The sequence below is a fragment of the Acetobacter malorum genome, from assembly GCF_001580615.1.
Classification (GTDB): Bacteria; Pseudomonadota; Alphaproteobacteria; order Acetobacterales; family Acetobacteraceae; genus Acetobacter; species Acetobacter malorum.
In genome coordinates this window covers 45,918-69,991 of record NZ_LHZC01000039.1, presented here as the reverse complement: position 1 = coordinate 69,991, position 24,074 = coordinate 45,918, and the positions used below count along the sequence as shown (strand labels likewise).

Sequence of the window (24,074 nt, the reverse complement as noted above, 5' to 3'; positions counted from 1 at the left end):
TTGTGCCGTGTGCATACCGCCCCGCTCCCCGTGCATACCTTATCCGGGTATTTTTTTACTTGGTTTTACTTTGTCAACCTTTTTCTTTACTTCATGCAGTATTTTTTTACTTGCTCTATACTTTATCTATACTATGTCAAGCTAATTCGTAAAATATACCCAACCTGAAATAAATTACCCGAAATATATTTTATATACCCAGATATGCAGTTTTATCATGGGTATTTTTTTATCGCGTGTTGGGTATTTTTTCTTGCGCTCTCGTTTTTTCTTGGGTATTTTTATTCATGCAGGCACCACCGCCTGCTCGCAGGACTTCCACACTGCGGCAACCAACATCAAGGAACTGCTTCCATGATTAACTCTACCCACGGTCACACAGACCGCCAGCCCTTCATTACAGCCTCCGATCTTCCGGAGATAGGGCGCTTTCTCGGTGAGGCCATTGCATTCAGCGCGTTCGCTCTGGGCTTCCTGTTCTGGGTCATTGTCGTCGTCTAACTCCAACGCCCCCTCCCTGCGGAGGGGGAACCCCTTGAAAGCATTGGACAGGTCAGCACAAGCCATGACAACAAGCTCACACACGAAACCAAACATCCCTACGAACCTGTTTATCGGCACGTTCAGCACAGGGGTATTCTATGCAGACAAAAACAGAACCGCGCACGGGGATTACGCTCGATGCGGAGCCATCTACTTCAGCGATCTCCGCATAGAGATCGAACCTGACTGCCCGAACAGCCTCCGTCAGATCATCACTGAGCACGCACAGAGCATTCAGGCGCGAGCAGGCCAGCAGTACCAGATTTCTAGCTCTGGACAGACGGTGACGCTAGGCTATGGCCTAAAGTGATTGAGAGGGAAGAAGTAACGATGGAACACATTCTTTTTGGGGGATGCGGAGCATTGTTAGCCGCAGGGGTCTTGGTGATCCGCGCCGGAATTATTCGTGGAGACAGGCAAATAAGGCTGAATGGTATGACCATGTTGGCGGCATCTGGTCTTTCCTTCGCTGGCGGCCTCGTCGTCCTACTGGCGGAATGACTGATCTTTTAGGTAATATCTTTACCCGCCATTAAGAGTTTGTTCCCATCAGAACAAATCATTAACAGCGGGTTAATTTTGCAAACTGCCATGTTTGAGACAGGGCAGCATCAAAGCAGGGTAAGGCATCTCCACATGGGGCAAGCAAACCTTCGCTCTGCAAGAACGCAACCACTTCCGCCTTAACCATCACACATGCCGCAAGAAGGCTCCATGCCTCTCCCGTGCGGATCAGGCGGTCTCCGGCCTCAAGCCGATCCAGAAGCATCCTATGCTCTTTTCTGAGCACATCCTTCCCGGTCGTCATAGTCTGGTCAGACCCACACGACAATTTCCATATATCGCCGTCGATAAGGCGGCTCAATTTCACCCCTTTCTAACGCCAGCACGACCTCATCGGGCTGACCAGTTAAATCAAACCCGGCCCAAACACCGTTGCCATCATCATATATTCCTTGCGAAACATAGAATTGATCGCAGCCTTTTTCTTTTAATTGCTTGGCAATAATAGACCATTGCACCTTATCAAGTTCTTCTGCATCGCCAGAAAAATGCAATGTGTAACTATCCCTGAACTCATTTTTGCCTCTTGCCGCGCTCCACACATTTATACTTGGTGCAGATTCTCTTATTTTTTTTACCAGTACGTCATGAAGCATTTCCAGCTTATCGCCTGCTGCATCTCTCTGCTTACATTCCATTCCCATGTCCTCTCTCCCTTAAAATCCCGGCCCTACATCGTCCGACAATTCAGGATCTTCTTCGTCGAGATCAGTCAGCACCTCATCTCGTCCAACTCTGTCTTTACCTGACAGCTTAATATTGCCCTGCAAAACGGCATTGTCAGTCACCTGAACCGACCCTGATAGCTCAACCTGCCCGCCTATCTCTGGTGAGCCAGTTACGCGCACACTTCCGCTCAACGAGGCATCATCACCGATCCAGCCACCAGAGACATGAACATCGCCACCAATCGTGCAACTATCCTCTGCTCGCGTGCCCTGATCTAGCAGCGCCCTTCCGTACAGTTCGGCTCTACCTCCTAAGACAACACGATCCGCTATGATGGCTTCCTCGTCCATCAATGACTGCCCCCTCGCCAAAGCCTGCCCGTAAGCACAAGACTGACCTTTCATCAGGGCATTCTCGCAGACTAAGGCCAGATCCATCGCAGCGGCGTTGTCTGCTATCCACGCGCCTCCCACATGCGACAAATTACGGTAGCTCTCTACCCAACCGCCAAGCTCTCCGGCCTTAACTGTCTGGCCATCTGCCAATTCAAAGTCACGCACAGCGCGAATACGATAAACAGTCGAGCCTTCATGCTCTTTTTGTTCATCGGTCAGTTCATATTTTGGCTGACCGACAAGCGGATCATCGCTTTTCAGCGTTCTTGCTCTAATCTCTGCTACGCCCTGCGCTTTTGCCAAACAGCCGACCATCGCAGTAACACCGCTACCTGCGTAGTATTGGCTTAAATCGCCATGCAAGCCGTCCACAATAGTATGATCCGCAACAGTAGACTCACCGCCTACAATGGCCCGCCCAAATACTTCTGACTGCCCACTAACCTTTGCATTAAAATTGACATTCGCTCCTGCAAATGCTTTTGCGTCGTCATACAGCCAGCAATCATCATCATGAGACAGGTTCGGAGAGCGTGTGATACGCCCTCCCTCATATTTACCATCTGTCTCAACAAACCCCCCCAGATCGCCAGCCTGTACGTCCGAGAAGGTTCGGAGCGCCCGAATACGAAACAGCTTGGCGCTACCAATCGAGATCTGTTCGTCGGTCAGTTCATACTTAGGATTTGCTTCATAGGCGGGCTTCATTGGATTGTTACCCTCTCATTATTAGGACGCCAGTTCATAATTCCGGCCCACCAACATCAAATTCATCATCAGGCAATTCTAGTAATCCCTCGCCCATATCGTCGTCTGGCATACCGGCATCGCCCATAACGCTCATCAAATCAGCTACCATCAATGGCTTCGCCTCTGGTGCTGGTGCTGGTGCTGGCTCTGGTGCTGGTTGAGGCGCTGATTGCGGCTTTTGCCCCGGCCTCGTGATCTGTTCAGCTTGCGTCATAATAGCTTGGAGATGATCGGGCAGATTGATTTTACGTTTCGGTGATATGCTTTCATCTACCTCTGTTTTGATCGCCTTCGCTAAGAGAGCGTGATCTTCATCAATATCTGCAAATGCTTTCAGAGTTTTATTAAACGCCGCCTGCTGCTCATTGCCAGACTGGCGGGCAGTAGGAGAATCTGACCAGAGCGCCGTCCAGTCCACGCGATGCCCTTGGAGCAAAAGATGCGCAACTTCTTGCGCTATACTGTCATTATTCGATGCCGGTTTTTGCTTCTCAGTGGAAACATCCTCATTCAAGACGACTTTCTCTGAATCGGCTTGAGTGGTTTTGACGGTTTTTTCTGGCTGAATCTCGTTCTCTGGCTGAATTTCTACAGCCTTTTTGAACATGGCAGCACCAGTCTTTAGAATTGTATCATCCAGTGCATTAAGGAACGTCGTGATCCTTGGCCCTCCAGATGACCGATCCTGCCGTAAAGCATCCTCAAAGCCATCGGCAACTGCCCCACGAACGTCAAAGCCGCGCCCGACCGAAGATAGACTCTTTCCGTCGATTTTAAGCCGCTGAAGCACGTCCTGCTCACTTCCCGGCCCGACTATACTCAAAAGCCGATACATCGCTTCTCCGGCCTTCTGCGCCTTCTCTGGCGTCAGATCGGCACTTCGCAGCACCATAGCCTGCTCGCGCATTCTGAAGGCTTCGGCCACGTCAATAACCTTGCCGTCATGAATCAAAGAACTGCCGCCCTGATTTTTAACGGCATTCATGGCGTCAAAAACTTCGTTAGCTGACAACCGATAGTGAGTTACCCACCCTTGCGGATTGGGATCATTCCCATGCAGAACCGGGCGAAGCACGTCCGTTACATCTTTTGGCAATGTCTTTTCATTGAAGAATAAATGATCGCCCAATACTTCGCCACGAGTATAGGCATTCATGTATTCTGGCATTTTTTTTGCCATTTCTTTTGGCATAGATTTAGACGCATCCAGCAATGCGGACGCATACCCCATCATGTCGCGTGGTGTATCACGGTCAGAGGCAGGTGCATGAGCGGTGAGAGTATCCCATATACCGGCCACCATGCTCTTGGCCGTCTGGACTGTTTTCTTGACTGCGGCCTTCGCATCTTCAAGCATTTCCTGCTTGCGCTTTTCCCATGCCGCCGCCAGCTCGTCAGGATCAGGTGACGTTCTGATCGTTTTCTGCCACGCCTTCTGTACATCTTCTTCGGAGGCAGACGCTCCTGCAACCCGTGCGAATGCGGCAAAGTCGGAAAGACGGTTAATCTCGTGAGGCTGCATTCCCCGCCTCTCTGCCGTCCTTAAAATGGCCTCCATCGCAGGAGACAGGGGCACGTCCCCTACTTGCCGAGGGTCATTAACTACTCGATGCTGCACATCAAGCTCGGCTCCAAACCCCATGTTTATTGCCGGGTCTTTGACAGCCCAACGCTCCTTGTCCCGCCGAATTATTTCACCGAGATCGTCCCATGTCAGGAAGGAAGGAGGTGCGACAGGCTTACGCTTACTCAACTGATCGAGATCCACATCAGTCAGCAAGCTCACGCCCCCTACCCTGATCGCAGAAGCCTGTAGCTTGCCATCTTCCTGCAATCCCTTGAGACCACCCAACCGTTGCAAGGCATCATCCAGAGAGCGAGTTTGGTAAACCGTCGCAGAACAGTCACGCCCGGCTGCTTGCGCCACTACCGAATAGATCGGAAGGCCATCGTCACCACGCCAGACATAATCATCTGACGCAGCGGGAATATGACCCGGTAAATCAACGATTGCTCTGTTTTTGGACACACCGTCAATCAGTTTGGTGTAAGGCGTTGTCGCAACCATTTCTGGCTCCCCTGTCCTGTTTTTGAGGTTAATTGAAGAACAATGCCTGATTTTCGCGGGTTGTGGCAACTCTTTGGCGCGACACGGTTACACTTTTAACCTGCACCACATGCCTTTGCTCTTGCTTGGCGGTGCGCTCCGCCTTTTGCTGGATTGCTGTATCCACCAAACCGGCTGGAATTACGTCGGTATATTTATTGACGTAGCCATTAAGGAAGCCATCATAAAAATTACCCGTATTGTATGCCGACAGTGCAGCAAGCAATGCTGCTCGTCCGCCTCCCATCCTGCTCGCCGCTTCCGCATAATCTGCCGCAAGGATTGTCGCTCCCATGTGAATGTTTGAGCAGGGCACAAACGCATCGACAATACTAGCGTGCAATGCCGGAAGATTGGCAGAATTGACCTGCATTAGTCCCATATCAACCGTATATCCACGGCTGATATATCGTTGCGCTATTTGCACAGCCTCCTCAATGTTATGAGGGGCTGCTGGTTGAGTTTTTAAGCCGTTGACATGCACGGCCAACACACTGCCACCAGATTCCTGATCTATGATCGCGGCGGTCGTATCCGGTGCTACAAATACCGCGCAGGCGGCGGCTAACGCGAACCAAGCCATATACGAACTCCGTTCATTTATTGTCACATCCGGGTTTCACCACATCAGTCCAAACAGGCAAACCCGTGTATCCATATACTAGATCGGTTTTTTCATGGCTTATCGTAACAATATCTCCCTCTTTAATAGAGGCATATTCAGCATTTGTAAGGTAAACGCTCTTTACTTCACCGTCCACACGATAGCCCATAACCCAATCTGTAGTTACTGGATCAGTATGAAATAAATCACCTCCACCACCGCTTTTTTGCTGCCAGAGCTTCAATACTGTTCCGCAAACACGAGATGGCTTCTCGTTATCTACAGGAACCTCTGGCTTAAACGTCACGACTAGATACAGTGACCATAAAAAGCCGATAAAAGACACAAGAAGCAGGAACTTATAGATTATATTAACGCCAAAACTCCCCTCCCCATAAACAATGCTATAGAAAACCTTGTAACCGCTTGAGACGAGAACAACCACGGAAATACACAAAGCTAATATTTCCAGAAAATACGTCATCATTATTCTTCATCTCCACATGATTTTCCAAAAACTTCTATGACAACAGAACGAACTTCTCTCAACCTGCTTTCTGTTACGCGAAAACAATTATCGCGCACGTCGTTAGTTATGATTGAAGAACCATCGGCCATTCTTTGAACATGGCGCAGAGAAACATCGAGATTTCGAGCCATCTCGGCTTTCCATGCTTTCCCGAACAGAGCTTGTCCCAATCGAACGAACTGCTCTGTTGTCATGCGCTTCATAAGGGACACTCAGCTACTACCCCACCCGGCTCAAAATGGTATTTCATCATCCAAGTCGTTGCCGCCTGACGGAGCATCCCATCCGCCGTTGCCCGGCTGGTTAGCTCCACCAGAGCGCGCCCCCTGCCCCTGCGGGCTTGCATTGCCACTGCCGTAGCCGCCACCGGGATTGTTCTGGCCTTCACCATCACGCGGACGATCCAACAATTCCAATTCGCCGCGAAAACGATCAATAATCACTTCTGTTGTGTAGCGTTCCTGACCAGACTGATCTGTCCACTTGCGCGTCTGCAAGGAACCCTCAATGTAAACTTTGCGGCCTTTGCGCAAAAATCTCTCTGCCACGTCAGCCAGACGGTCGTTGAAAATAACAACACGATGCCATTCCGTGCGCTCGCGGCGTTCGCCTGACTGACGGTCATTCCATGTGTCGCTGGTCGCCACGTTAAAGGAGACCACCTTTGTACCACCTTGGGTATTACGAATCTCAGGGTCTTTCCCAAGATTTCCGACCAAGATCACTTTATTAACACTACCAGCCACCAGACGATCTCCCTGTTTTGGTGTTTATGTCATGTTTTTATGACACAGAACGAAAAACATCAAGATAAATAATCGACAAAAAATTATTATATCGTCGTGTCTGTTCATAAGTTCGTTAGGTATCTATTCAATATATTGAAAACTTACCATTTGTTGGGTGTCATACATATTTAGTCGTAACAAATTGCACTCGTATTCGTGTATGTATGAACAATCTAGGAGACAGAAGCCCATATTTTTGGTACGCATCTCCGTCATTTTATACGAAGTGAGGTAACTTGTGACGAACCCGAAAAAGCTGACCGCTGCCGCTGGATGCCTGTCTGCCCTCCTCCTACTCTCTGCCTGCGCAAGCGGCGGCAATGAGTCCATCAAGAATGAAACCTCAGCGTCGGTCGATCAGAAGATCCACGACGGCGTGACAACCAAGCAAGAAGTCCGCACGATGTTCGGTGATCCCGCTGGAACGTCCTTCACGGACTCAGGCAACGAAGAATGGCAGTATTCTTTCGCTAATGACAAAATGGACGCTGCCAATTTCATCCCGCTCTACGGCGACGTGCATCAGAGTTCTCACGGCACATCGAAAAGTCTGGTCATCATCTTCAAGGGTGATCGCGTCTGGCACCACGCCATGAATAGCTCAAACACCAAATCGCAGGCCGGTCTTTTCTGATCTACCCCTGCGCCGTCGAAAGCCCTTCCATTCAAGATGGAGGGGCTTTTTTTTTGTCTTTCGCAATCTCTGTTTTATATGATTTATATGCAATCATTGTTTGCATGATTTCATTGCAATCATTGTTTGCAATCATTGTTTGCATGGTTTCATTACAATCATTGTTTGCAGTCTTTCAGCGCAAGCAATGATGGCAAACAATGCCAGCCTACATTCCATCAGCCATCAGATAACCGGCATCTAGTCGCGCTAACTCGTATAAACTCGTATCAACTCGATACGAGTTAGTACGAGTTGATACGAGTTATACTCAGCCATTCTTACTCATACCCGGAAGCCCATCGCCATCGAACGTATGAATGATCCCGCCATCTTTTCCGATTGATTTCAGCCAAACCGTCGCCTCACCATGCTTGCCTAGCCCCAGACGAATAACGCCTGTCGTCATGCGCTCTGATCTATCCGGATTGTCCGGACGCACCACCAGCAACTGCACCGCTCGATCTACAGGCGACTTGTTGGCCTCTTTAGGGAAAGCAACGCACGAACTACGAGGATAAAATCCGCCCGTAGGATTCTGACACTCATCTGTTCCGTAAATACGGTAATTCACCCCATCAAAAGCAATAATTCTCAGGGGGGTTATTTCCGGTTTAGGGGCAAGCTCAGGGTAGGCGTCCGTAACGGCCTTCCCAACTCTTGAAAAAATATCCTCTGCTTGAGCAGAGGCACAAAATGAAATGGCAGAAAAGCCGATCAGACCAGCAAACACCTTCATATTTTTCATGTATTTATCTTTCTACTCGGTTCTAACCTTTTTTATTGAAGGCGATCCTTCCTCAACCCCATTAGCGACCGCCATATCTCGGTAGTTCTCAAACGCCTCTGACGGCGCTTCCTCAATCTGATCCATGAGGCCGGGCACTTGCGCCGCCAATCTCCGAACCGGCAACGAATGCACACCGTTGATTGAGCGAATATAGCCTGCACACATGCGATCTGGATCAGAATGGCATTGGAATGATGGAGAGCCATGCTCAAACGCATCAGGTATGTCGTATGACGTAGGAGCCGAAACCTCGAACGCACGGGCAGGGAACACCCCTATGTTGGCCTTCAGCCACGGACACGTCCGGCAAAAACGCTTCCTGAAAGAATGCGCCGGATCTCGCTCAGACTGATTTACTCGGTATTGTGAGACGCCCCATTCGGCATTGGCGGCTTCCGTAAAGATATGCTCGCCTACAGGCTTCTTTTTCATGAAGTCCTACCGCTTAACTTCCAGCGCCGAACACAATCACTCTCTGTCGCGCCTGACACCAAGCCCAACCCCTGCAATTCATCGAGAATGGGCAGAACCTCGGTAGGGAGCGCCAGACGTTGCGCTGTACCAGACCATACCGAACGGCGAATTTCTGCCGCTGACACCGCTCTGCGACCTTCCTTCAGCGAACGACCAATAGCAGAGAGAACCATGCTCTGCCGTTCCGTAAGATGCTTTTCATGAGACATGACTTCCCCCTGATGCTTCCTTCAAAACCGCCCGCCCGGCATCAGTGGCTCGCCACACGCCATCATGAACGAGCAACCCGCGACGTTCCAGCGCATAGAGTGTGGAAGCATTGTATCGGACAGGTACATTTCCATGACCGCCAACCTGATAGTATTGGTTTTTAACAACAGTAATGCCGTATTTGTCGGCACCCCGAAGTATAGCGACCTCTCTTTCTGTTACTGTTTTCGTCATTGCGCGGCTTCTTCCAAGGCTTCCTGAATTTCAGTCAGCTTGCTTTCGATCTCGTCCATGCCATCTACCGCTGTATCAAGGTCTGAAACCGCTTTTTCAGCCGCTTCTCCCTTTGCACCGCCTTGAAGGCTTTCCGGCATGTTGTCGTAGCTTTCCTGCTCCTCGTCCCGCAGAGATTCCATGCTTTCCTTGATCTCCGCGATAGGGCCGCTAATCTCCTCCAACAGCTCGCGCAGGCGCTTGATCTCGGCTCGGCGTTTATTGTTCATGATGCTCTCTCCCTGCTGACCTCACCCCTCGAAATCGAGGGGTAAGATCGTGCCATCCGCCTTCCGAAGCGGCTCTAATTTCCATTCCGTTTTTTTCTGCTCGTAAAAGGCAAGATTAGTTTCGGCCTGACGTTGTTTGGCCTGCCATTCCCTCACTTTTTCCGCGTAAGCTGCCTTCCATCCGTCAGCACCACGCAGGATCTCCACCAGTTTATACCCGTTAGGAAATTCTGCGCTTTTTCGGACACTCTTGAGCATGGTGACACTCAGCCAATTCTCACGATCCGCCAGCGCATTCTGGCATTTGGCAATTTTCTTGTTGAGGCTTTCAATCATCGCCTCAGTGCCTTCTACAGACCGCTCAAAAGGGCGGAACCGTATGCCAGCGCAGCTTTCCGTCTGATAGCCTTCACCCGGCCTCTGATAGCCATGATGGACAAGCGTACCGTTCCTGATGGCCTGATTGGAAAAACACACAGGGCACGTTCCGCGAACCTGATCCGGATTTACAGGAACCGGCTCAGGGCGAGGGGCACGTCCCTTTACGACCTTCTGCTTGAGAGCACGGACAATCCCTGCCAGCCCAACCAGTTCCTTTTCAAAGCGATCCGCACCTTCAAGGAACGTCTGAAAATCTGTCCCAGAAAGCCCTGCTTTCTCGGCTTTTGCGATCTTCTTCCTCAAAGACAGCACATCATGCAATCCTGACACTGGCCCGTAATAAAGCTCAGACGCGGCTCTAGCGACCGGATCAAACCGATCATCCCGCCCCCGAATAACGGAGAGATAGAGCTTCTGAATCTCGTCCCAACCCGAACCTACCGCCCGGCTCAACGTATCCTTGGCGTCAACATAGTCGGCATTGCGGATCGAGCCTTGTTCATTCCCACCATGAATAATCTCTAGGGCTGCAATGATACGGTCGGCCTGACGCTCCGAAGCCTGCGACTGGAACAGGGACGGATATTCAGATGAAAAGTCTCGTTTCTCGCTCATGATCTTCGCCTTTCGGTGTCCTTAATGTCATGTTTATATGACATGGAAAGCCAGCGCAACACATTTAATCGACCTTCAGAGATTTTTTTCGTGTTATAGTCGTTCCATCTCTTTTTTTAGTCGTGAATATCGTCATTTAATTGGGAAACTAACGATTAGAATGGGTATCAATCCTATTTGTTGGTTATCGAACCTGCCCTCCGCATCTACCAGCCCACCAATCATTCCTATTTTAGGTTTGTATATGTGACATATAATAAGGCATTATTATTCGTATATCGGTCATTAAGAGAGTTTGAAAAATGCTCCCGCCCATCGCTATCGCCATTAAGAGACTTGGCACCGATCTCAAAACGGCTCGGATAAAGCGGCATCTCCGCAGAGCAGATGTTGCGGAAGCGAGCGGCCTGTCTGCCAGCACCATCCAGCGCCTCGAAAGCGGCGATCCCGGCGTCTCGATTGGAACACTATGCGCAGTTCTGCACGTCATAGGAGAGCTTGGGCGCATCCAGAACCTGATCGACGTAGCTGACGACAAGACCGGCCTCGTTATCGACAAGACACGACTACCAAAACGAGTACGGCGTAAGCCTGCCATAGCTTCAGGAGCGGAGTTCTGATGAAAAAGCTATCCGTTATGCTCGGTGATACCGGCGTTGAAGTAGGGACACTCCACTTCGACGTACAAGGCTCTCGCCAGAGTTCCGCGTTTATCTATTCGCAAGCATGGCGATCCAACCCGCAGGCGTTCGCTCTTTCCCCAACAATGCCTCTCTCACAAGAGAACTATTTCAGCACCCGTGAAGGGAAAACGCCCGCATTCCCCCTCCCCATTGCTGATAGCTGTCCCGACAGTTGGGGTGAGCGCGTTATCAAACGCTCCCTGCGCAGTACCGGCCATACTGGCCGCCTGACAGATTACGACATGCTCGTGAATGTGGATGATTACGCCCGCATCGGCGCTCTACGCTACCGGGATGAAGCAGGCTCCTACCTTGCAGAGCCGATCATCAGGGAAGGGGGGTTACGCGCCCCGCCACTCTTAGACCTCAAAGATTTGGCCAGAGCCGCACGAGCAACAGAACTAGACCGCGAAACCGCCGCTGAAATTGCCTTACTCCGGCATCCTGCCGGGTCTCTCGGTGGAGCCAGACCAAAAGCCACGATCCGCGATGAAGATAACAATCGCCTGCTGATTGCGAAGTTTACTGGCGCACGAGAAGGCAAACCAACGGAAAGGGCGGAAGTCATGACCCTGCGTCTTGCTGGCTCTCTCGGCCTGCGAGCTTCCAAAGCAGAAATAGCTGCCTTTTCACCCGACGAACCAATCGCGCTGATTGAACGCTTCGACCGGAGCAAAAATAATACCCGGCATCACTACATATCCGCCCAGAGCTTTATGGGCGCGGCTTCGGCTGAAGGAAGCCATACCTACACCGAAATTGCCGATGCTATGCGGACGTATGCCGACAACCCACGCAGGGAAATGAACGAACTGTTCAAGCGTGTGGCTTATTCAATCCTTGTCTCCAATGGTGACGATCACCTGAAAAACCACGGCTTCCTGTACTGCCGGGATGGCCGATGGAATCTTTCTCCCATGTTCGACGTGAATCCCGATCCCGAACGCAGCGCCTATGATTTTTTCCTGAAAACGTGGATCTCCGAAGCCAGCGGTGACGAAGCCAGTATCGCAGCCCTGATCGAAGCATCAGACCGCTTCGAGATTCCACGGGATCAGGCAACCACCCTTATTGGTCAGATGGCCCACGACATTAAGAATAGATGGCAATCATTTGCCCGCGATTCCGGTATGACACCCGATCAAATCAGATCATATCGCCCTGCTTTTGACCACAATCAAAGCGAATTAGCTCTATCATTGACCAATAAAACAGTTTCTTTGTCGAATAACTCGACCTATAAAAAGGAAGATGATGACGAACTAGACGACGAAGGGCCGTCTTTTTCGCCGTAACCATAGATTTAGGTATCAATGCGGATATGGGTAAGAAATTCGACAAAGCTCTTGGCTATACGGCTCTTGCAACCATCCCGATCGGACTGTTTGTGTTTTCCGGCTGGATGATGGGCGTATCTGCCGTGATGCACTCAGAATGCTCGGTGACTTACGGCAGCGCCCAGATAACCACCCTGCCAGACGGGACAACAATTCGCTTCAATGGTGACATTAGCCAGCAAAGCATGATGGAGCTTGTTGGGCAGGCTCAGGCGGCACGCGCCAAACAACCTGCCGACAAAGAAATCAAGATCGTCCTCCAAAGTGGCGGGGGAGACGTAGAAGCCATGTTTTTTGCGGCGGCTTCGCTTCAAAACCTTCATGTCACCACAGTTGTTGGTGCTAAGGGCTACTGCGGATCGGCCTGCGTCCCCTTATTCCTAGCTGGAGAGCATCGGATAGCTGATCCAACAGCCGGATTTGGCCTACATGCCGTCTATTGCGCCAATTCCCTGCAAGACCTCTCTTGCCTCGCAGAACGCCAGTTCGACCTCAGCGCCGCACGGTACAAGTCTTTTATCAAGCAACGCGATCCTGCCTTATACGCGCTCGCTTTAAGAGATGATGCGTTCAAGCACTCTCCCTACAATCTCGTTTGCTACACCTATCCGAACGGGCCTGAAAATAAGCCTGTCAGCGAGCAGGATGACACCACAGCACGCGGTAACTGCGCAGTAGCATTCGGCATATATCGCCAGACTATCGCGCACGAACTGATTAAGCCGCACGAGGTTAAATGCCCGGTAAGCTGGTGGACGCGCATGACAACCATCTTCCGCTATCTCGTGGGAACGGCAGGAAACATTGCGCGACAGCATGTCGAACCTAAAGGGGTTCTGTCTGCGGATTTGCCTGCAAGCCGGACAGACTTCAATGAGTAAGGGAACTGACACCATGACAGACATACCCAACAATGCGCTCGATGCCCTCCGCGCCAGCGACCAATGGCTTAGAACGATTGTCGAAAAAATCGACATAGACCCTGACAAAACCGAGTTCGCCGTAGATGCCGTATCCAGCACCTCCCGTCGCCCACTGGCACGCACGACCCTGACTGAACGTCTGGCCGCGAACAAGAGCGTGCTGGATGCAGCCGAGAATGCAGCGAAACGCCTGCCTACACTGGAAGAAGCTGCCCATGCTGCCGCTATCCTCCTACGGTGCAACGGACACGATCTTGACGTTTGGACGGGCGGTATCTGGCCTGATGATGCTGATACGTCCCTTAAAGCCGTGATCCAGAAATACCGAGAGCAAGCCGAAATTGAAGGAAAATGACGATGACTGACAAACAAAACAACAAGACGGTTAAAAGCGCGGCTCGTAGCTTATTCACGCAATCCGGCTCGCTCTGCGCCCTAAAAGCAGGTGGCATTTTTTCACTAGGCTTTGGCGTAGCTATCGCGGGTTTCACAACACTTGCGGGGATTGCCGGATTTATCTTCGGAGCTTCCAATACAGACATTGAGGCGTTTGCCAGCAGCGTAGCGCAGAGTTCGTCTCACGAGATAACCGGCGCTGTATTCACCCTAAGATCGTTCCTGATCCATGAAATCATCAGCTTTGCGACGATTGTGGTAGTTTGCGGCCTCGTAGCTGGATGCCTCTGGCAGATCGCCAAGGAAGCTCGGAAACTCAATAAATTGGCGATTAGCCACGAATGATCCGGGGCACTCACAAGCACCGCCCGTCGAGCGCGGCAGCAAAGATCGTCGAGCGGTTATCATCTTGCCCAGAGATAGCCGCCATACTCCCCGTCAACGTCGCACTTGTGAGCGCCGGGGGGCGTGGTGGTGGCTGGTCTTGGGTTATCAAATGCGAGGATTTTCACATAGGCTCGGACTGCCCTCGAAGCCAGTTTATTGATGCGCCCGGCATCTTTGTCTCTTTGGTCTGCTTCGACCAGATCGAATGCTCCCCACAACCAACACCCGGCATATCCCTCAATTTTGATGCAGAGATTGCGCTGGCACGACATGCGCAGCGCATGAAATCGACGCTAACCGAACGACAGAAGCAGATATTGGCAATCAATCAGGGATGATCCGGGGCAACACCGCTACCTTCTGGCCGTTTTGATACCTCACCAGTTCGGAGAGATGGCCTGTCCTGTTTCGTAGGCTCTCTACCCTTATTCGCCAGCCGCCTACCTGCATCCTCTTTCACCGTCAGCCGTACCATATCAAGCGTCTCCTGCCGCACGGCCTGCACAGACGCCTGCGATGGACGAACCATCGTCCGGCCACTCCTGCCGTGCTGACGCTTCCCATAGTGCTCTATGGCCGTCATGGCTGATCCGTGCCCCATCGCCGCCGCGACTTCACCACCGAACAGATCAAGCGTTGCCTTCGCATCTGCCGAGAATTGGTGCCTGCAATCGTAAATGCGGAGTTTGCGCCATGCCTCACCGATCTGCCGGGCTGTAATCAGGCTTCCCAGAGCAGCCTTGAGCGTGCGGCTTGTCGATGGCTGCACAGACTTCCACTCATGTTCTTGAAGCCACAGCATCGTCCTGTTGATTGCTGCATCGACCTCTGATCCCACAATCCGTTCCGACAGCACCAGCTCGCGCACACGTCCGTTCCCCCGGCCCGGCTGCAATGGAGTATTCGGCCTAAATTTCGCGTTCTGCACCCTTATGCGTCTGGCGTCTGGCCGTGTGACAGCCTGCCATTCTGATGGTCTGATTCCTGTAGCAATCGTCGCCACCATTAAGTCAGCCACCCGCCGCCCCATTGATCCCCGCATTCCGCAGAGATGCGTGAGGAGGATCTTCAGCACTTGCGGATCAACCCGGCGCTGCAACCGCTTCCGCTTCATAGGAGGCTTCGGCCCGGCATCCGTCAGCCGCAAGAACCGCTCGGTCTCTACCGGCCCATAAGTCTCCCGCATGTGCCATGTGAGCGCGTTTCGATAGAGCCGCCACGACTTGAGCGATAGATGCCCTGCATAGTGCTGCAAGGCGTCAGCCCAAATATCAGGCGTCTCTCTTTCCTGATCGGCAACCCACTGGATGAAACGAGCCGACTGCCGCCGATACAAGGTCTCTGTCTCTTGAGAGATCACGTCTGCCTATGTCTTTGCTGAAAGCGTGGGCGGATAAATCGTATTGCCAACGATGGTTGCCCCCGTCTGGATACAGAGCTTGGCGGGGTAATGGCTGCCCGGCAGATTGTGAGTCTGGTACGGACGCTGACCCTCGCCAACCCACTCCAGCGACCAAGACCACGCTCCATTGGAACGCTGCCAGTGCCCGGCTCTGGTACGCTCGATACGATAATGGTGATCGGGGCCGGGTAGATCATAGCCCTCCGAACGCAAAAAACGGAGTATCGCGGCGCATATCCTAGAGGGATGCTTTGTCATTGCTTCGGCCTCGAATGAGACAGTTCTTCGTCGGCTGCTTCATCAGCGTCCACGACGGCCAATCCCTCCGGCGTCAGCGCATACGCATACACACCAGCCGCCACAAGCTCGGCCTCAAGCAAGCCCAAGCTCGCAAGTTTTGATGCCGCCTCAACCTTCCTTGGATCGGCATACACGGCCCGCTGCCCGGCTCCGCAATACGCCTTAATCCCCGCCAGACAACTCCGCTCGAAATCCGTCAAATCAATCATTTTCGTCTGCCCTCCTGCATCAATTCGTCTGAATCCTGACCAATACGCGCCACTTCCGGAACCATCGGGAGCCATACAGAGCCAATTAGACGCCCCCCTGATCCGAAAGAGCACCTACCCAACGACATGATGCCTTCCTTATTCGTATGAGACCAAACCGCAATACGTCGATTACACGCCAATAACGGGCAGACGCCACCCCTGAAAATAGAGACCAGCCCGACCCGAAGCCCTGCATCACGCATAATCGGCAGACGCCCAACACTATCTGCACAGATAACTTGTCACATCAAGATAGATTTCCCCCCTACTATCATACCATTTCGAAAGTCGATGCGACTTGATACGAGTTGATACAAGTAAGCTCTATCCGTATTCACTCGACTCAACCCGTGTCAGGTTATGTTTATTCGACCTAAGTAAGTTTTTTTTCGCTCACGATCATGCCTGCGAATGCAACGCATGAATGCTCGATAAAGCGCGGAAAACAGCCACTTATTGCCATTAAAGCAAACAATGCAATCATTGATTGCCATGTTTGTTTTCGTATGCAACGAAACACTTACAACCGTTGCGGCCTATTGCTTTAGTGCGAATTGGTGTAATAGGTCTTTTAGTCGTTTCAATTCGTCAGAACAGACGACAAGGGGAACGCTAAACCCGACAATGGAGAGTTCTTCACATGAAGTTAGTGAATAAATTCGCAGCGGCGTTGCCTTTTGTCGCTGCTCTTGGTCTCTCGGCGTGCGCTCATCAGCCGACACCCGACGAACAGACGCAACACTTCCTCGCCCACACGATGCAAGAGGAGCAGATTGTGGTGCCACGGAACCCTGCACAACAGCAGTCCGACCGGAACGAGATCAATCGGGCAACAGCCCTTCGCGGGCGCGTCGAGGTGGATGATCGGCAGGGCTATGTTCAGCCTCAACCGTCCGCCGTAGCGCAGCCCGGCTCATAATCAATCACTTGGGAGAATGATGGATATGGCTAATCAGAAGCCTTCTACGGCAGCGACAAACGATGTTTTGGTTGCCATCGACGACGGGCACTCCGAAACCAAAGTTGTCACGTTTGAGGGCGGGACTACCGGCGCGTTTCAAGAGTGGTCGTTCGCGTCCAGAACGACGCCCGGCTTTGAAGAAGTGCAGGCCGATGGATCAGCACCACCAAACTTCTACGCGCTGCTCAAAGGGGACGATAAGGAACCGTCGCCAACCGCGCAGGAGCAAATGACGGTAATCAACCGGGGGCGCTTAGGCTGGGGCGGCGTCGATGAAAGCCGCGATCCGAACTACCCCACATCGCCCCGGAACCGCGTGCTGGTGCATCACGCCCTGCATACAATCGCAGCCAGCAAGCCGGGCGCTCGGTTTGAGATCAGCACTACCCTCCCGTATTCAGACTATCATCTGGCGGGCAATGGGAAGGTCAATAAGGAACTGGTGGAAGCAAAGAAGTTGAATCTTTCGCTCCCCGTGCTTGCCTACGATACAGAGACACCCGAACTGGCGCTGAAGCCTTGTCCCTACACGGTGGCAGATCAGATCGTCATGTCGGAAGGCACCGCCGCGTTTTTTGATCTCGTGTGGAACTATGATGGCAAGACCATCTCGAACAACAACGACTTTCTCGAACGCTTTGCCTACGGCTCCGGTCGGTTTGTGCTGGTCGATATTGGCGGAAAAACGACAGACGTGGTTGCTGGCACTGCGTCCAAGTCCAACCCGGCCCCCATGCTGGAACTCTCAACGTCCAAGTCTCTTGATATGGGCGCTCTCGGCCTCGCGCATGAATTGCAGGATGCCCTGATTGAATCACACGGGGTTAAGCGGGTCAGCGACCCGGAGAATGTGTTGCTCACCCGCACCCTGTCCCGCTTCGGGCGACCTGTGGATGTGAGCGATCTGGTGGCAAAGGTTTCCGCCTCTTTCATCAAGCGCCTGCGCACCAAGATTTCCTATGCTGTGGGTGAGGAGTCCGAACTGTCCGCAATCATCTTTGTTGGCGGCGGCACGGAACTCATGCGTGAGCATATCAAGGGAATCTATCACGACGATCTGATGGTGATCCCGGCTGAACCTCGCTTTGCGAATGCTCGCGGCATGGCGAAGTTTCTCAAGGTTCGTCACGCCAGCAAAAAAGGATAAAGGGCATGGGCACGCCGAAAAACCGTATCAATGCGCGGGGGCGTATTGCCCGTGACGGTTTCTCGTGGCCGCAGCAGGGGTATTGGCCCCTGCTTTACGCGCACCTGTATTCTGAGGATGGCGATGTAGCTCCGGGGTCTCGTAAGAGCGAAATGCTCCGGCTGATGCTCGTCGGCTACATGCACGAGAATGGTCTGGTCGAAGATGAACCGGCCCGCCGCTCGGTTTCCCATCGCCGCGTCAAAAACGCACCAAAAGAAGTGAGACAAAACGTCTCACATGCAGATGCGTCACCGGGCGACCCTCGCAATGAGGATCGTCCGGTTAGCGTGGAGAATGATGGAAAAAGAAGGAAGGTATCTGGGAGTGCAGAACACCATCCGTCCGAGTTAGTCCGTCCAGATATACCAAACGGAGAAAGTGACCTTAGCGGTTCGTCGAGCAATGGTGAGAAAAGAACCACCAAAAGTCAGCTTTCAACCAAGACTGTATCTATCCCGTCAGAGGAAATCAACGACTTTTCTAAAGATAAAACAGAGTCGTCCCAATCTCCTACTGGTCAACGCAATGACGACACGAAAACAGAAGACCACAAGGCGGAGATTGTCGAACATCGCGGGGATATACAGACGAATAAATCTGATGAAGTAATGTCAGAACGTGATATAGTGGGCGAAGATGAAACGCCTAGTCACACTAGCCCTGACAAAGCGGAAGTTAATGGAGGAAATTTAGGTGGCTTTGATCCGAGCAACTATTGTGCGTAGGGCTGCTCTTTGCTTGTCCTGCGCCTTAACCAGTAGCGTTGTTGGCATTGGCGCGGCACACGCGCAAAACGTGATGCAGTATGGCGGTGTCCCGTCGCTAGGTGGTTATGGCGGCTACGGCGGCGGCGGTTATGGCGGCGGCTTCGGAGCCGGGATTACGCCTCAACAGCCGTGGATGCCCTATGGTGCCCCTCAACCGCCAGCAAACACGCCCGCGAACCAGTCAGCGGCAAACCCGGTGACGACATTCGGCCTCCCCAAACCGAAAGACCCCAACGAGACGCAACGGACGGTGTTTGCTCCTCCTCCGACGTATTACCGGAATGAAAGCAAGCCCACGACTGACCATGATGAATCTGGATATGAAGGTTCAGACGGTTTTGGTGAGGGTCAGGCTGGCGCTTATTCCAAGTCCTTCGCAGCCGGAAGCTACAACGAGAAGGATCTGGAAAATCCGTCTAGTCAGTTCTTTGGTGGCAATGAGAACGATATTGACGCTGGCCGCAATTCCTATCTGACCAATGCTGCCCGGTCTCTGGGCCGTCGGGGTGGCTTCGCATCAGAGGCTCAACGCCTGAATAAATACGCCCCCGAATACGCGGCTGATATGGACAGGCGCTTTAACTTTGACCGGCTGCGCAACGGCTATGTCATGCCCCCGGTTATTTCAGCCGTGGATACAACGTCAGAAAGCTGTGGCGTAAACTGCCTTTACCTGACGACTGGTGCCTTCCGGGTTGCTCAAGAGGCGTATGTCACTGACCGCTCCCCGTCGTGGCGCGACTATCTGTTTCTGGATGCTCCAAAAATCCAGCTACCGTCCGGGCTGAAAATCAAGGCACGCGACCGCGACCTGTGGAAGCGAAACGTGCAGGAAGGTTGGACGCAAGGCATTCAGAAAGCCCGTAACGACTTTCTTGAACGGATGGCCCGGCTGGATCGGGATTACGCAGGCATGGTTCGGTATTACGAGCTTGAACAGCAGGGCGCTATCAGCCTGTCTCGTGTCGCCATCGAGAACCGGCATGGCGCTATCTATGTGAACGGCAAAGCCGCATCGCAGAATGAGATGCGCGTTGGCCTGACTGTTACACCTCAATTCCAGAACCGCGCAGCCATTGCCAGTGCTCACGTTAGCTCAATGGATGCTCCCCGGTGAGGTCAAACGACCAGCATATTTATGGGACATGGAGAGGGGAGGTCGAGGATTGCGGCCTTCGCCCCGATAGCCGCGAGAACTGGCAACGCATCGTCAATAAGGCGGTGCGTATGCCTATGTCTGATCTGTTGTTTGAAACCGGAAAGCCTGTTTTCGTCAAACATCATAGCCGCCTGACGGCTATCACCCGTCCGTTGAGCAAATCTCACGTTGAGAACATTATTGGCTGGATTACCAAGACTAACAGCGTGGTTTTTGAGCTTAACGGCGGGCAGGATCATGATAGCGGATTTACTATTTCCGATATTGAGCGCCAAGACGATTATGGCGTGGCGTTGCGCCATCGTTTCCGGTTGAACCTGACGCCAGTTCTCTTTGAAGGCGGGATAGGGTTTCAGGGCATTGCCCGGTATTTCAACCCTATTGTGCCAACGTGCGAGAGTATCGGCCTCGAACCCGAAATCATCGAATACGCGACCCCTGAGCAGGGCGGTGTAGGATTTCTCGGCCCGGTTGGATCAGGCAAATCGTCCTCTGGAGCGGCTGTCATTCGTCACGTTCTTGAAGGAAAGACGAATATCAGAGGCCACATAGCGACTTATGAGGCTCCTATCGAATACGAATTTGATCTCATTGAGTCGAATTGCTGCACAATTACGCAAGTCGAAATCCCCGTGAACCTACCAACATTCGGACGTGGCGCTCGAAATAGTCTCCGGAGAGCCACGAATGGGGTGATGGTTCAGGAGATGCGTGATCGTGAAACGATTGAAGCCGCAACCGAACTGATGGCGACCGGGTGCCCGTTATGGACTACGGGCCATGCCAATAAAGTAGCTGTAGCCTTCGCTCGTTTCATGCAGAAATTTCCAGAGAATTTGCAAGCACAAGCCTTCTACGGCCTCATTGCAAACATGCGCCTGTTCGTGTCGCAACGTCTCGTCAGACACAAGCTATGGACGCCTGAAAACCCGAAAATGACCTGTCTGCGCGAATGGCAGGCGATTGACGACGATCTTCGGGTGAAGCTGGAAGAAGCCGGGCCAGAAAAGCATGTCCGTGTGCTTCAGCAATTCATTGACGCGGGTGATCTGAAGCAGGACGTTAGAGCATCCCGCTCAATGCGAAAGACTATCCGCATGAAGTATCAGGCCGGAGAAATCAGCGAAGAAACCGGCCATCAGATGCTTATCACCTATGGCTATCATGCCAGAGATTTGGAGGGCAAAGTGCATGAGCGATAGTCTCGAACGACCGCAGATAGATTACCGCTGGACTTCCCGAACCCCGACATTCGGCAAGTTTCACTGGTCTATCATACTGTTTTTTCCGTCGTTCTTCATTACGATGTGGATTCAGCGGTGGATGCCGTCTTTTCCGGCCTTTTATCTCGATCTGGTCGTTACGTTCTTCTATCTCATATATCTGTTCTTCTGCTCTCGCCGGAAGTTTGGCCCGATTGAGATGGCGCAATACCTCTGGGTTAGGTTTGTGTACGGCCTGACATGGATCATCCGGCCATGAGCAGCGAAGCAAAATTCAGATTCCGGACTTCCAGCGAGATCATGCTTCGCTGGTTGTTCTCTCCAAGCAAAGTGACGCGCTCCATTGCTGCACAACAGCGTGAAGTCGTCGCTCGTCTGTTCAGCTATATGTCTAGCGATGATGATGCTGAAACCATCTTTGTGCAGTCCAAAATTGCAGAGACGGCTTTTGTCGATGGCTCTGTATCTGTCGTCTGGCTGTCTGATGACTTTGTAGCCCCTCTTATTGCCTCACTGGCCGGGAATTTGGCGCGGGAACTCTCCCCGTCCGATCAAGCTCCTTTCCGTCCTATCCTTGAGCAGCGGGCAGATAGCTTCTTCGGGTATCGTTTGGCTGACATACAATTCAATGGCACCATGACAGACGATCAATGTCTGTTCTTGCATCTGTGCGCCAGCGCCGCGACAAAAATGCTGGTCACGAGACAGGACGTGATTGGGCCTGCGCTTGAAGCGTGCCACGAGTTTGGAAAAGCGTGAAGCCGTAGCTCGCGTCTCTTGTCACTGATCGCCTTCTTCCCGCTGGTCGGTGTTTTGCACATATCCATGACCATGACGCCTCCTCTCCCCGGTTAAGGGGGGAGGAGAGGGGGCGGCTTGGTTGTGGGTATGTGTGAAACAGAACACCTGCTTGCCGCGCCTTAATGATTGCAATGCAATCATTGTTTGCATGATTTCATTGCAATCATTGTTTGCAATCAATCAAATACAACATGAAAACATTCGTATTTGTGAGGAAAAGCCCGGCCTTATTGCCTGCACATAAACCTTGACGATGTTCTAGGTTTATGACCTAAGCTGACCCTCTGTATTGCGTTTTGCTCCTTGCATTACAGCCAGTCCCTAACAAGAGCGGAGTGTAAGATATGTCTATTTCGTTGAAAGATTTGGTCGGCAAGCGCAATGCGGATATGGCCGATGAAGAAGCCAAAACGCACGGGAACGTGCATGTTCTGGTCTCGGATTATGAGCGTTCGGCCAACGGCTTGCAGGTACATGGAACGGATCTTGCCACGGGTCGGGATGTAAAAATCGCGTTGGCCGGTGAAGAAAAATTTGTCCAGCTTTATACGTCCTCAAACGAGGATAAAAGCATTCGCCAAGCCTATGCGCAGCGCATGATTGCGAACCGCCCCGGATTGGACGAATTTGCAGCGAAACGTGGGAATAAAGCTGTTCCGGAAGGCGGAGTAATCTCTTTCTCGGATGTGCGCCAAGATTACGATACGAACCAGCTTTATGCTCGCTGGCCGCAGGGAATGGTTCATATTCCTGATGGCGAAAAAGCACTGACTGGCATGTTTGAAGTGAAAGCTCGCGTCACCACTGCTCAAGGCAAAGAAGTGAAGGCGAGCTACATCAATTATATCGACGTTAAAAATTCCTTCGATCCAAAAGCCGAAGGCAATGGCGACCCGAAACAGGCCAAAGCTGCACTTGATCGTGTGTTTTCTGGTGAACTCCCCGGTACGGGAGCGCCTGCACGGACAAGCGCACTGGTATCAATCAAAATGCCCGATGGTGTCGGAGCCTTTGCGCTTTATGCTCCTCGTCAGAGCCGCGATGAAGGCGGCACAAAGGTCTATTTCACACCACCCGGCGTTGATGCTGCCCTCTCGCAGCCCCTAAAGGGATACAGCGCGGTTGCTGGCGTGGCTGTAGCGGCATCGGTTGGTAAGTCTTTTGATTCCCTGAATCTCGCTGACGTGGATGATGCCAAGAAAGCTAACCTACGCCAGCTTTATACAGCAGTGCAGCAGGGGCAGATTGGGGTTGTCGTATCCCCGGCCATGCAATTCTCCCCATCGCGCTTCCAGAACAATGATTTCTTCGGCCTCAAGCAGCAGCAGGACGGCACGCTCAAGCAGGCCAGAACTGCCTCTGCAAACTTCCTTGATCGCGGCTATTTCGAGGGTGCAGTTGGCGTTCGCTTCGTCTCACAAAAGACCGGCGAAACCGTTGAGCCTGTGGTGAAGGCAATCCAATCAGACGAAAGACTGCCCGCAAAAAGCTCCGATGCCTATGTGAAGCTCGATATGAACGCGGTTGCCGAGATCGCCGTGCAGACGGTCGATGCGCGACTGGCGCAGCGCATGGAAGCCGGGCCGAAGAATGACCACGGACATGATGATTTCGGGCATAGCGGCCACGATCTCGAAGATGACGATATGGGCATTCATGACTCCCCCTCTGCGGAATTTTGACGCGGAAGGAGAACAGTT

At 52.2% G+C, this 24,074-nt stretch carries 34 protein-coding genes; 18 read left to right on the top strand and 16 right to left on the bottom strand.

The window, feature by feature from the left end; all coding sequences use genetic code 11:
• The first annotated feature begins 354 nt into the window (after positions 1–354).
• On the top strand, positions 355–501 hold the full coding sequence (locus AD930_RS17685) for a hypothetical protein (protein WP_156476845.1): 147 nt from the start codon (positions 355–357) through the stop codon (positions 499–501).
• Positions 502–873: 372 nt separating this feature from the next.
• Entirely contained in the window at positions 874–1,044 is a 171-nt protein-coding gene (locus tag AD930_RS17680; RefSeq protein ID WP_156476844.1) for a hypothetical protein, read from the top strand.
• Positions 1,045–1,105: 61 nt separating this feature from the next.
• Here the strand turns inward: AD930_RS17680 and AD930_RS03820 are convergent, their stop codons facing one another.
• Genes AD930_RS03820 through ssb form a run of 8 tightly spaced genes read right to left on the bottom strand, consistent with a single transcriptional unit; the run spans position 1,106 to position 6,907 of the window.
• On the bottom strand, positions 1,106–1,312 hold the full coding sequence (locus AD930_RS03820) for a hypothetical protein (protein WP_061505197.1): 207 nt from the start codon (positions 1,310–1,312) through the stop codon (positions 1,106–1,108).
• Between the two features lie 46 nt (positions 1,313–1,358).
• Entirely contained in the window at positions 1,359–1,745 is a 387-nt protein-coding gene (locus AD930_RS03815) for a hypothetical protein (RefSeq protein WP_167375137.1), read from the bottom strand.
• Between the two features lie 18 nt (positions 1,746–1,763).
• Positions 1,764–2,879 (bottom strand): hypothetical protein, encoded by a 1,116-nt coding sequence (locus tag AD930_RS03810; RefSeq protein ID WP_061505195.1) that lies wholly within the window; start codon positions 2,877–2,879, stop codon positions 1,764–1,766.
• 34 nt (positions 2,880–2,913) lie between these two features.
• On the bottom strand, positions 2,914–4,989 hold the full coding sequence (locus tag AD930_RS03805; RefSeq protein WP_061505194.1) for a hypothetical protein: 2,076 nt from the start codon (positions 4,987–4,989) through the stop codon (positions 2,914–2,916).
• Positions 4,990–5,017: 28 nt separating this feature from the next.
• The gene (locus tag AD930_RS03800; protein WP_061505193.1) at positions 5,018–5,611 is read right to left on the bottom strand and encodes a lytic transglycosylase domain-containing protein; all 594 of its coding nucleotides are present in this window, start codon (positions 5,609–5,611) and stop codon (positions 5,018–5,020) included.
• Between the two features lie 13 nt (positions 5,612–5,624).
• On the bottom strand, positions 5,625–6,119 hold the full coding sequence (locus AD930_RS03795) for a hypothetical protein (protein WP_061505192.1): 495 nt from the start codon (positions 6,117–6,119) through the stop codon (positions 5,625–5,627).
• Positions 6,119–6,364, bottom strand: coding sequence for a hypothetical protein (locus AD930_RS17675; protein WP_156476843.1), 246 nt, complete (start codon positions 6,362–6,364; stop codon positions 6,119–6,121). The genes AD930_RS03795 and AD930_RS17675 overlap by 1 nt, the downstream gene beginning before the upstream one ends.
• 30 nt (positions 6,365–6,394) lie before the next feature.
• Complete coding sequence (gene ssb / locus AD930_RS03790; RefSeq protein ID WP_061505191.1) at positions 6,395–6,907, bottom strand: single-stranded DNA-binding protein; 513 nt, start codon at positions 6,905–6,907, stop codon at positions 6,395–6,397.
• Positions 6,908–7,187: 280 nt separating this feature from the next.
• Between ssb and AD930_RS03785 the strand changes: the two genes are divergently transcribed.
• Positions 7,188–7,583 (top strand): outer membrane protein assembly factor BamE, encoded by a 396-nt coding sequence (locus AD930_RS03785; RefSeq protein ID WP_061505190.1) that lies wholly within the window; start codon positions 7,188–7,190, stop codon positions 7,581–7,583.
• Between the two features lie 310 nt (positions 7,584–7,893).
• On the opposite strand, the gene AD930_RS03780 is transcribed toward AD930_RS03785, so the two are convergent.
• Genes AD930_RS03780 through AD930_RS03765 form a run of 6 tightly spaced genes read right to left on the bottom strand, consistent with a single transcriptional unit; the run spans position 7,894 to position 10,595 of the window.
• Complete coding sequence (locus AD930_RS03780; protein WP_061505189.1) at positions 7,894–8,370, bottom strand: hypothetical protein; 477 nt, start codon at positions 8,368–8,370, stop codon at positions 7,894–7,896.
• A gap of 12 nt (positions 8,371–8,382) precedes the next feature.
• Positions 8,383–8,844 (bottom strand): DUF6283 family protein, encoded by a 462-nt coding sequence (locus AD930_RS17670; protein ID WP_156476842.1) that lies wholly within the window; start codon positions 8,842–8,844, stop codon positions 8,383–8,385.
• The gene (locus AD930_RS17665; RefSeq protein WP_156476841.1) at positions 8,841–9,095 is read right to left on the bottom strand and encodes a hypothetical protein; all 255 of its coding nucleotides are present in this window, start codon (positions 9,093–9,095) and stop codon (positions 8,841–8,843) included. The genes AD930_RS17670 and AD930_RS17665 overlap by 4 nt, the downstream gene beginning before the upstream one ends.
• Positions 9,085–9,330: a hypothetical protein gene (locus AD930_RS17660; protein ID WP_156476840.1), complete on the bottom strand. Its 246-nt coding sequence runs from the start codon at positions 9,328–9,330 to the stop codon at positions 9,085–9,087. The genes AD930_RS17665 and AD930_RS17660 overlap by 11 nt, the downstream gene beginning before the upstream one ends.
• On the bottom strand, positions 9,327–9,599 hold the full coding sequence (locus AD930_RS03770) for a hypothetical protein (protein ID WP_061505187.1): 273 nt from the start codon (positions 9,597–9,599) through the stop codon (positions 9,327–9,329). Before AD930_RS03770 ends, AD930_RS17660 begins: the two co-directional genes overlap by 4 nt.
• Positions 9,600–9,620: 21 nt before the next feature.
• The gene (locus tag AD930_RS03765) at positions 9,621–10,595 is read right to left on the bottom strand and encodes a hypothetical protein (RefSeq protein ID WP_061505186.1); all 975 of its coding nucleotides are present in this window, start codon (positions 10,593–10,595) and stop codon (positions 9,621–9,623) included.
• 302 nt (positions 10,596–10,897) lie between these two features.
• Here AD930_RS03765 and AD930_RS03760 point away from each other — a divergent pair, with 302 nt between their 5' ends.
• The 6 genes from AD930_RS03760 to AD930_RS03735 are packed head-to-tail and all read left to right on the top strand — an operon-like array spanning position 10,898 to position 14,659.
• Entirely contained in the window at positions 10,898–11,215 is a 318-nt protein-coding gene (locus AD930_RS03760) for a helix-turn-helix domain-containing protein (RefSeq protein WP_061505185.1), read from the top strand.
• Positions 11,215–12,573, top strand: coding sequence for a type II toxin-antitoxin system HipA family toxin (locus AD930_RS03755; RefSeq protein ID WP_061505184.1), 1,359 nt, complete (start codon positions 11,215–11,217; stop codon positions 12,571–12,573). Before AD930_RS03760 ends, AD930_RS03755 begins: the two co-directional genes overlap by 1 nt.
• Before the next feature lie 26 nt (positions 12,574–12,599).
• Positions 12,600–13,496, top strand: coding sequence for an ATP-dependent Clp protease proteolytic subunit (locus tag AD930_RS03750; protein WP_061505183.1), 897 nt, complete (start codon positions 12,600–12,602; stop codon positions 13,494–13,496).
• Between the two features lie 13 nt (positions 13,497–13,509).
• On the top strand, positions 13,510–13,893 hold the full coding sequence (locus tag AD930_RS03745) for a hypothetical protein (protein WP_156476839.1): 384 nt from the start codon (positions 13,510–13,512) through the stop codon (positions 13,891–13,893).
• 2 nt (positions 13,894–13,895) lie between these two features.
• A complete protein-coding gene (locus AD930_RS03740; RefSeq protein ID WP_061505181.1) occupies positions 13,896–14,279 on the top strand; it encodes a hypothetical protein in 384 nt (127 codons plus the stop codon).
• Positions 14,276–14,659, top strand: a complete 384-nt coding sequence (locus tag AD930_RS03735) for a hypothetical protein (RefSeq protein WP_061505180.1) — start codon at positions 14,276–14,278, stop codon at positions 14,657–14,659. Before AD930_RS03740 ends, AD930_RS03735 begins: the two co-directional genes overlap by 4 nt.
• Here AD930_RS03735 and AD930_RS03730 read toward each other — a convergent pair.
• Complete coding sequence (locus AD930_RS03730) at positions 14,650–15,681, bottom strand: hypothetical protein (protein ID WP_156476838.1); 1,032 nt, start codon at positions 15,679–15,681, stop codon at positions 14,650–14,652. The two genes, AD930_RS03735 and AD930_RS03730, sit on opposite strands and share 10 nt — an antisense overlap.
• 90 nt (positions 15,682–15,771) lie before the next feature.
• On the opposite strand from AD930_RS03730, the gene AD930_RS17655 reads away from it, so the two are divergent.
• Entirely contained in the window at positions 15,772–15,915 is a 144-nt protein-coding gene (locus AD930_RS17655; protein WP_156476837.1) for a hypothetical protein, read from the top strand.
• A gap of 62 nt (positions 15,916–15,977) precedes the next feature.
• Here the strand turns inward: AD930_RS17655 and AD930_RS03725 are convergent, their stop codons facing one another.
• The gene (locus AD930_RS03725) at positions 15,978–16,232 is read right to left on the bottom strand and encodes a hypothetical protein (protein ID WP_061505178.1); all 255 of its coding nucleotides are present in this window, start codon (positions 16,230–16,232) and stop codon (positions 15,978–15,980) included.
• 682 nt (positions 16,233–16,914) lie between these two features.
• Here AD930_RS03725 and AD930_RS03720 point away from each other — a divergent pair.
• The 8 genes from AD930_RS03720 (at position 16,915) to AD930_RS03685 (ending at position 24,056) form a co-directional block, all read left to right on the top strand.
• Entirely contained in the window at positions 16,915–17,193 is a 279-nt protein-coding gene (locus tag AD930_RS03720) for a hypothetical protein (protein WP_061505177.1), read from the top strand.
• A gap of 25 nt (positions 17,194–17,218) precedes the next feature.
• Positions 17,219–18,382, top strand: a complete 1,164-nt coding sequence (locus AD930_RS03715) for a ParM/StbA family protein (RefSeq protein WP_167375136.1) — start codon at positions 17,219–17,221, stop codon at positions 18,380–18,382.
• A 5-nt stretch (positions 18,383–18,387) separates the two neighbouring features.
• Positions 18,388–19,149: a hypothetical protein gene (locus tag AD930_RS03710; protein ID WP_061505175.1), complete on the top strand. Its 762-nt coding sequence runs from the start codon at positions 18,388–18,390 to the stop codon at positions 19,147–19,149.
• Complete coding sequence (locus tag AD930_RS03705) at positions 19,118–20,308, top strand: type IV secretory system conjugative DNA transfer family protein (protein ID WP_156476836.1); 1,191 nt, start codon at positions 19,118–19,120, stop codon at positions 20,306–20,308. The genes AD930_RS03710 and AD930_RS03705 overlap by 32 nt, the downstream gene beginning before the upstream one ends.
• A gap of 110 nt (positions 20,309–20,418) precedes the next feature.
• The gene (locus tag AD930_RS03700; protein WP_061505173.1) at positions 20,419–21,552 is read left to right on the top strand and encodes an ATPase, T2SS/T4P/T4SS family; all 1,134 of its coding nucleotides are present in this window, start codon (positions 20,419–20,421) and stop codon (positions 21,550–21,552) included.
• On the top strand, positions 21,542–21,832 hold the full coding sequence (locus AD930_RS03695) for a hypothetical protein (protein ID WP_061505172.1): 291 nt from the start codon (positions 21,542–21,544) through the stop codon (positions 21,830–21,832). Before AD930_RS03700 ends, AD930_RS03695 begins: the two co-directional genes overlap by 11 nt.
• Positions 21,829–22,332 (top strand): hypothetical protein, encoded by a 504-nt coding sequence (locus AD930_RS03690; RefSeq protein WP_156476835.1) that lies wholly within the window; start codon positions 21,829–21,831, stop codon positions 22,330–22,332. The genes AD930_RS03695 and AD930_RS03690 overlap by 4 nt, the downstream gene beginning before the upstream one ends.
• Positions 22,333–22,763: 431 nt before the next feature.
• Positions 22,764–24,056 carry a hypothetical protein gene (locus AD930_RS03685; RefSeq protein ID WP_156476834.1) on the top strand — a complete coding sequence of 431 codons (1,293 nt, stop codon included), beginning with the start codon at positions 22,764–22,766 and terminating at the stop codon, positions 24,054–24,056.
• The last annotated feature ends 18 nt before the right edge of the window (positions 24,057–24,074 follow it).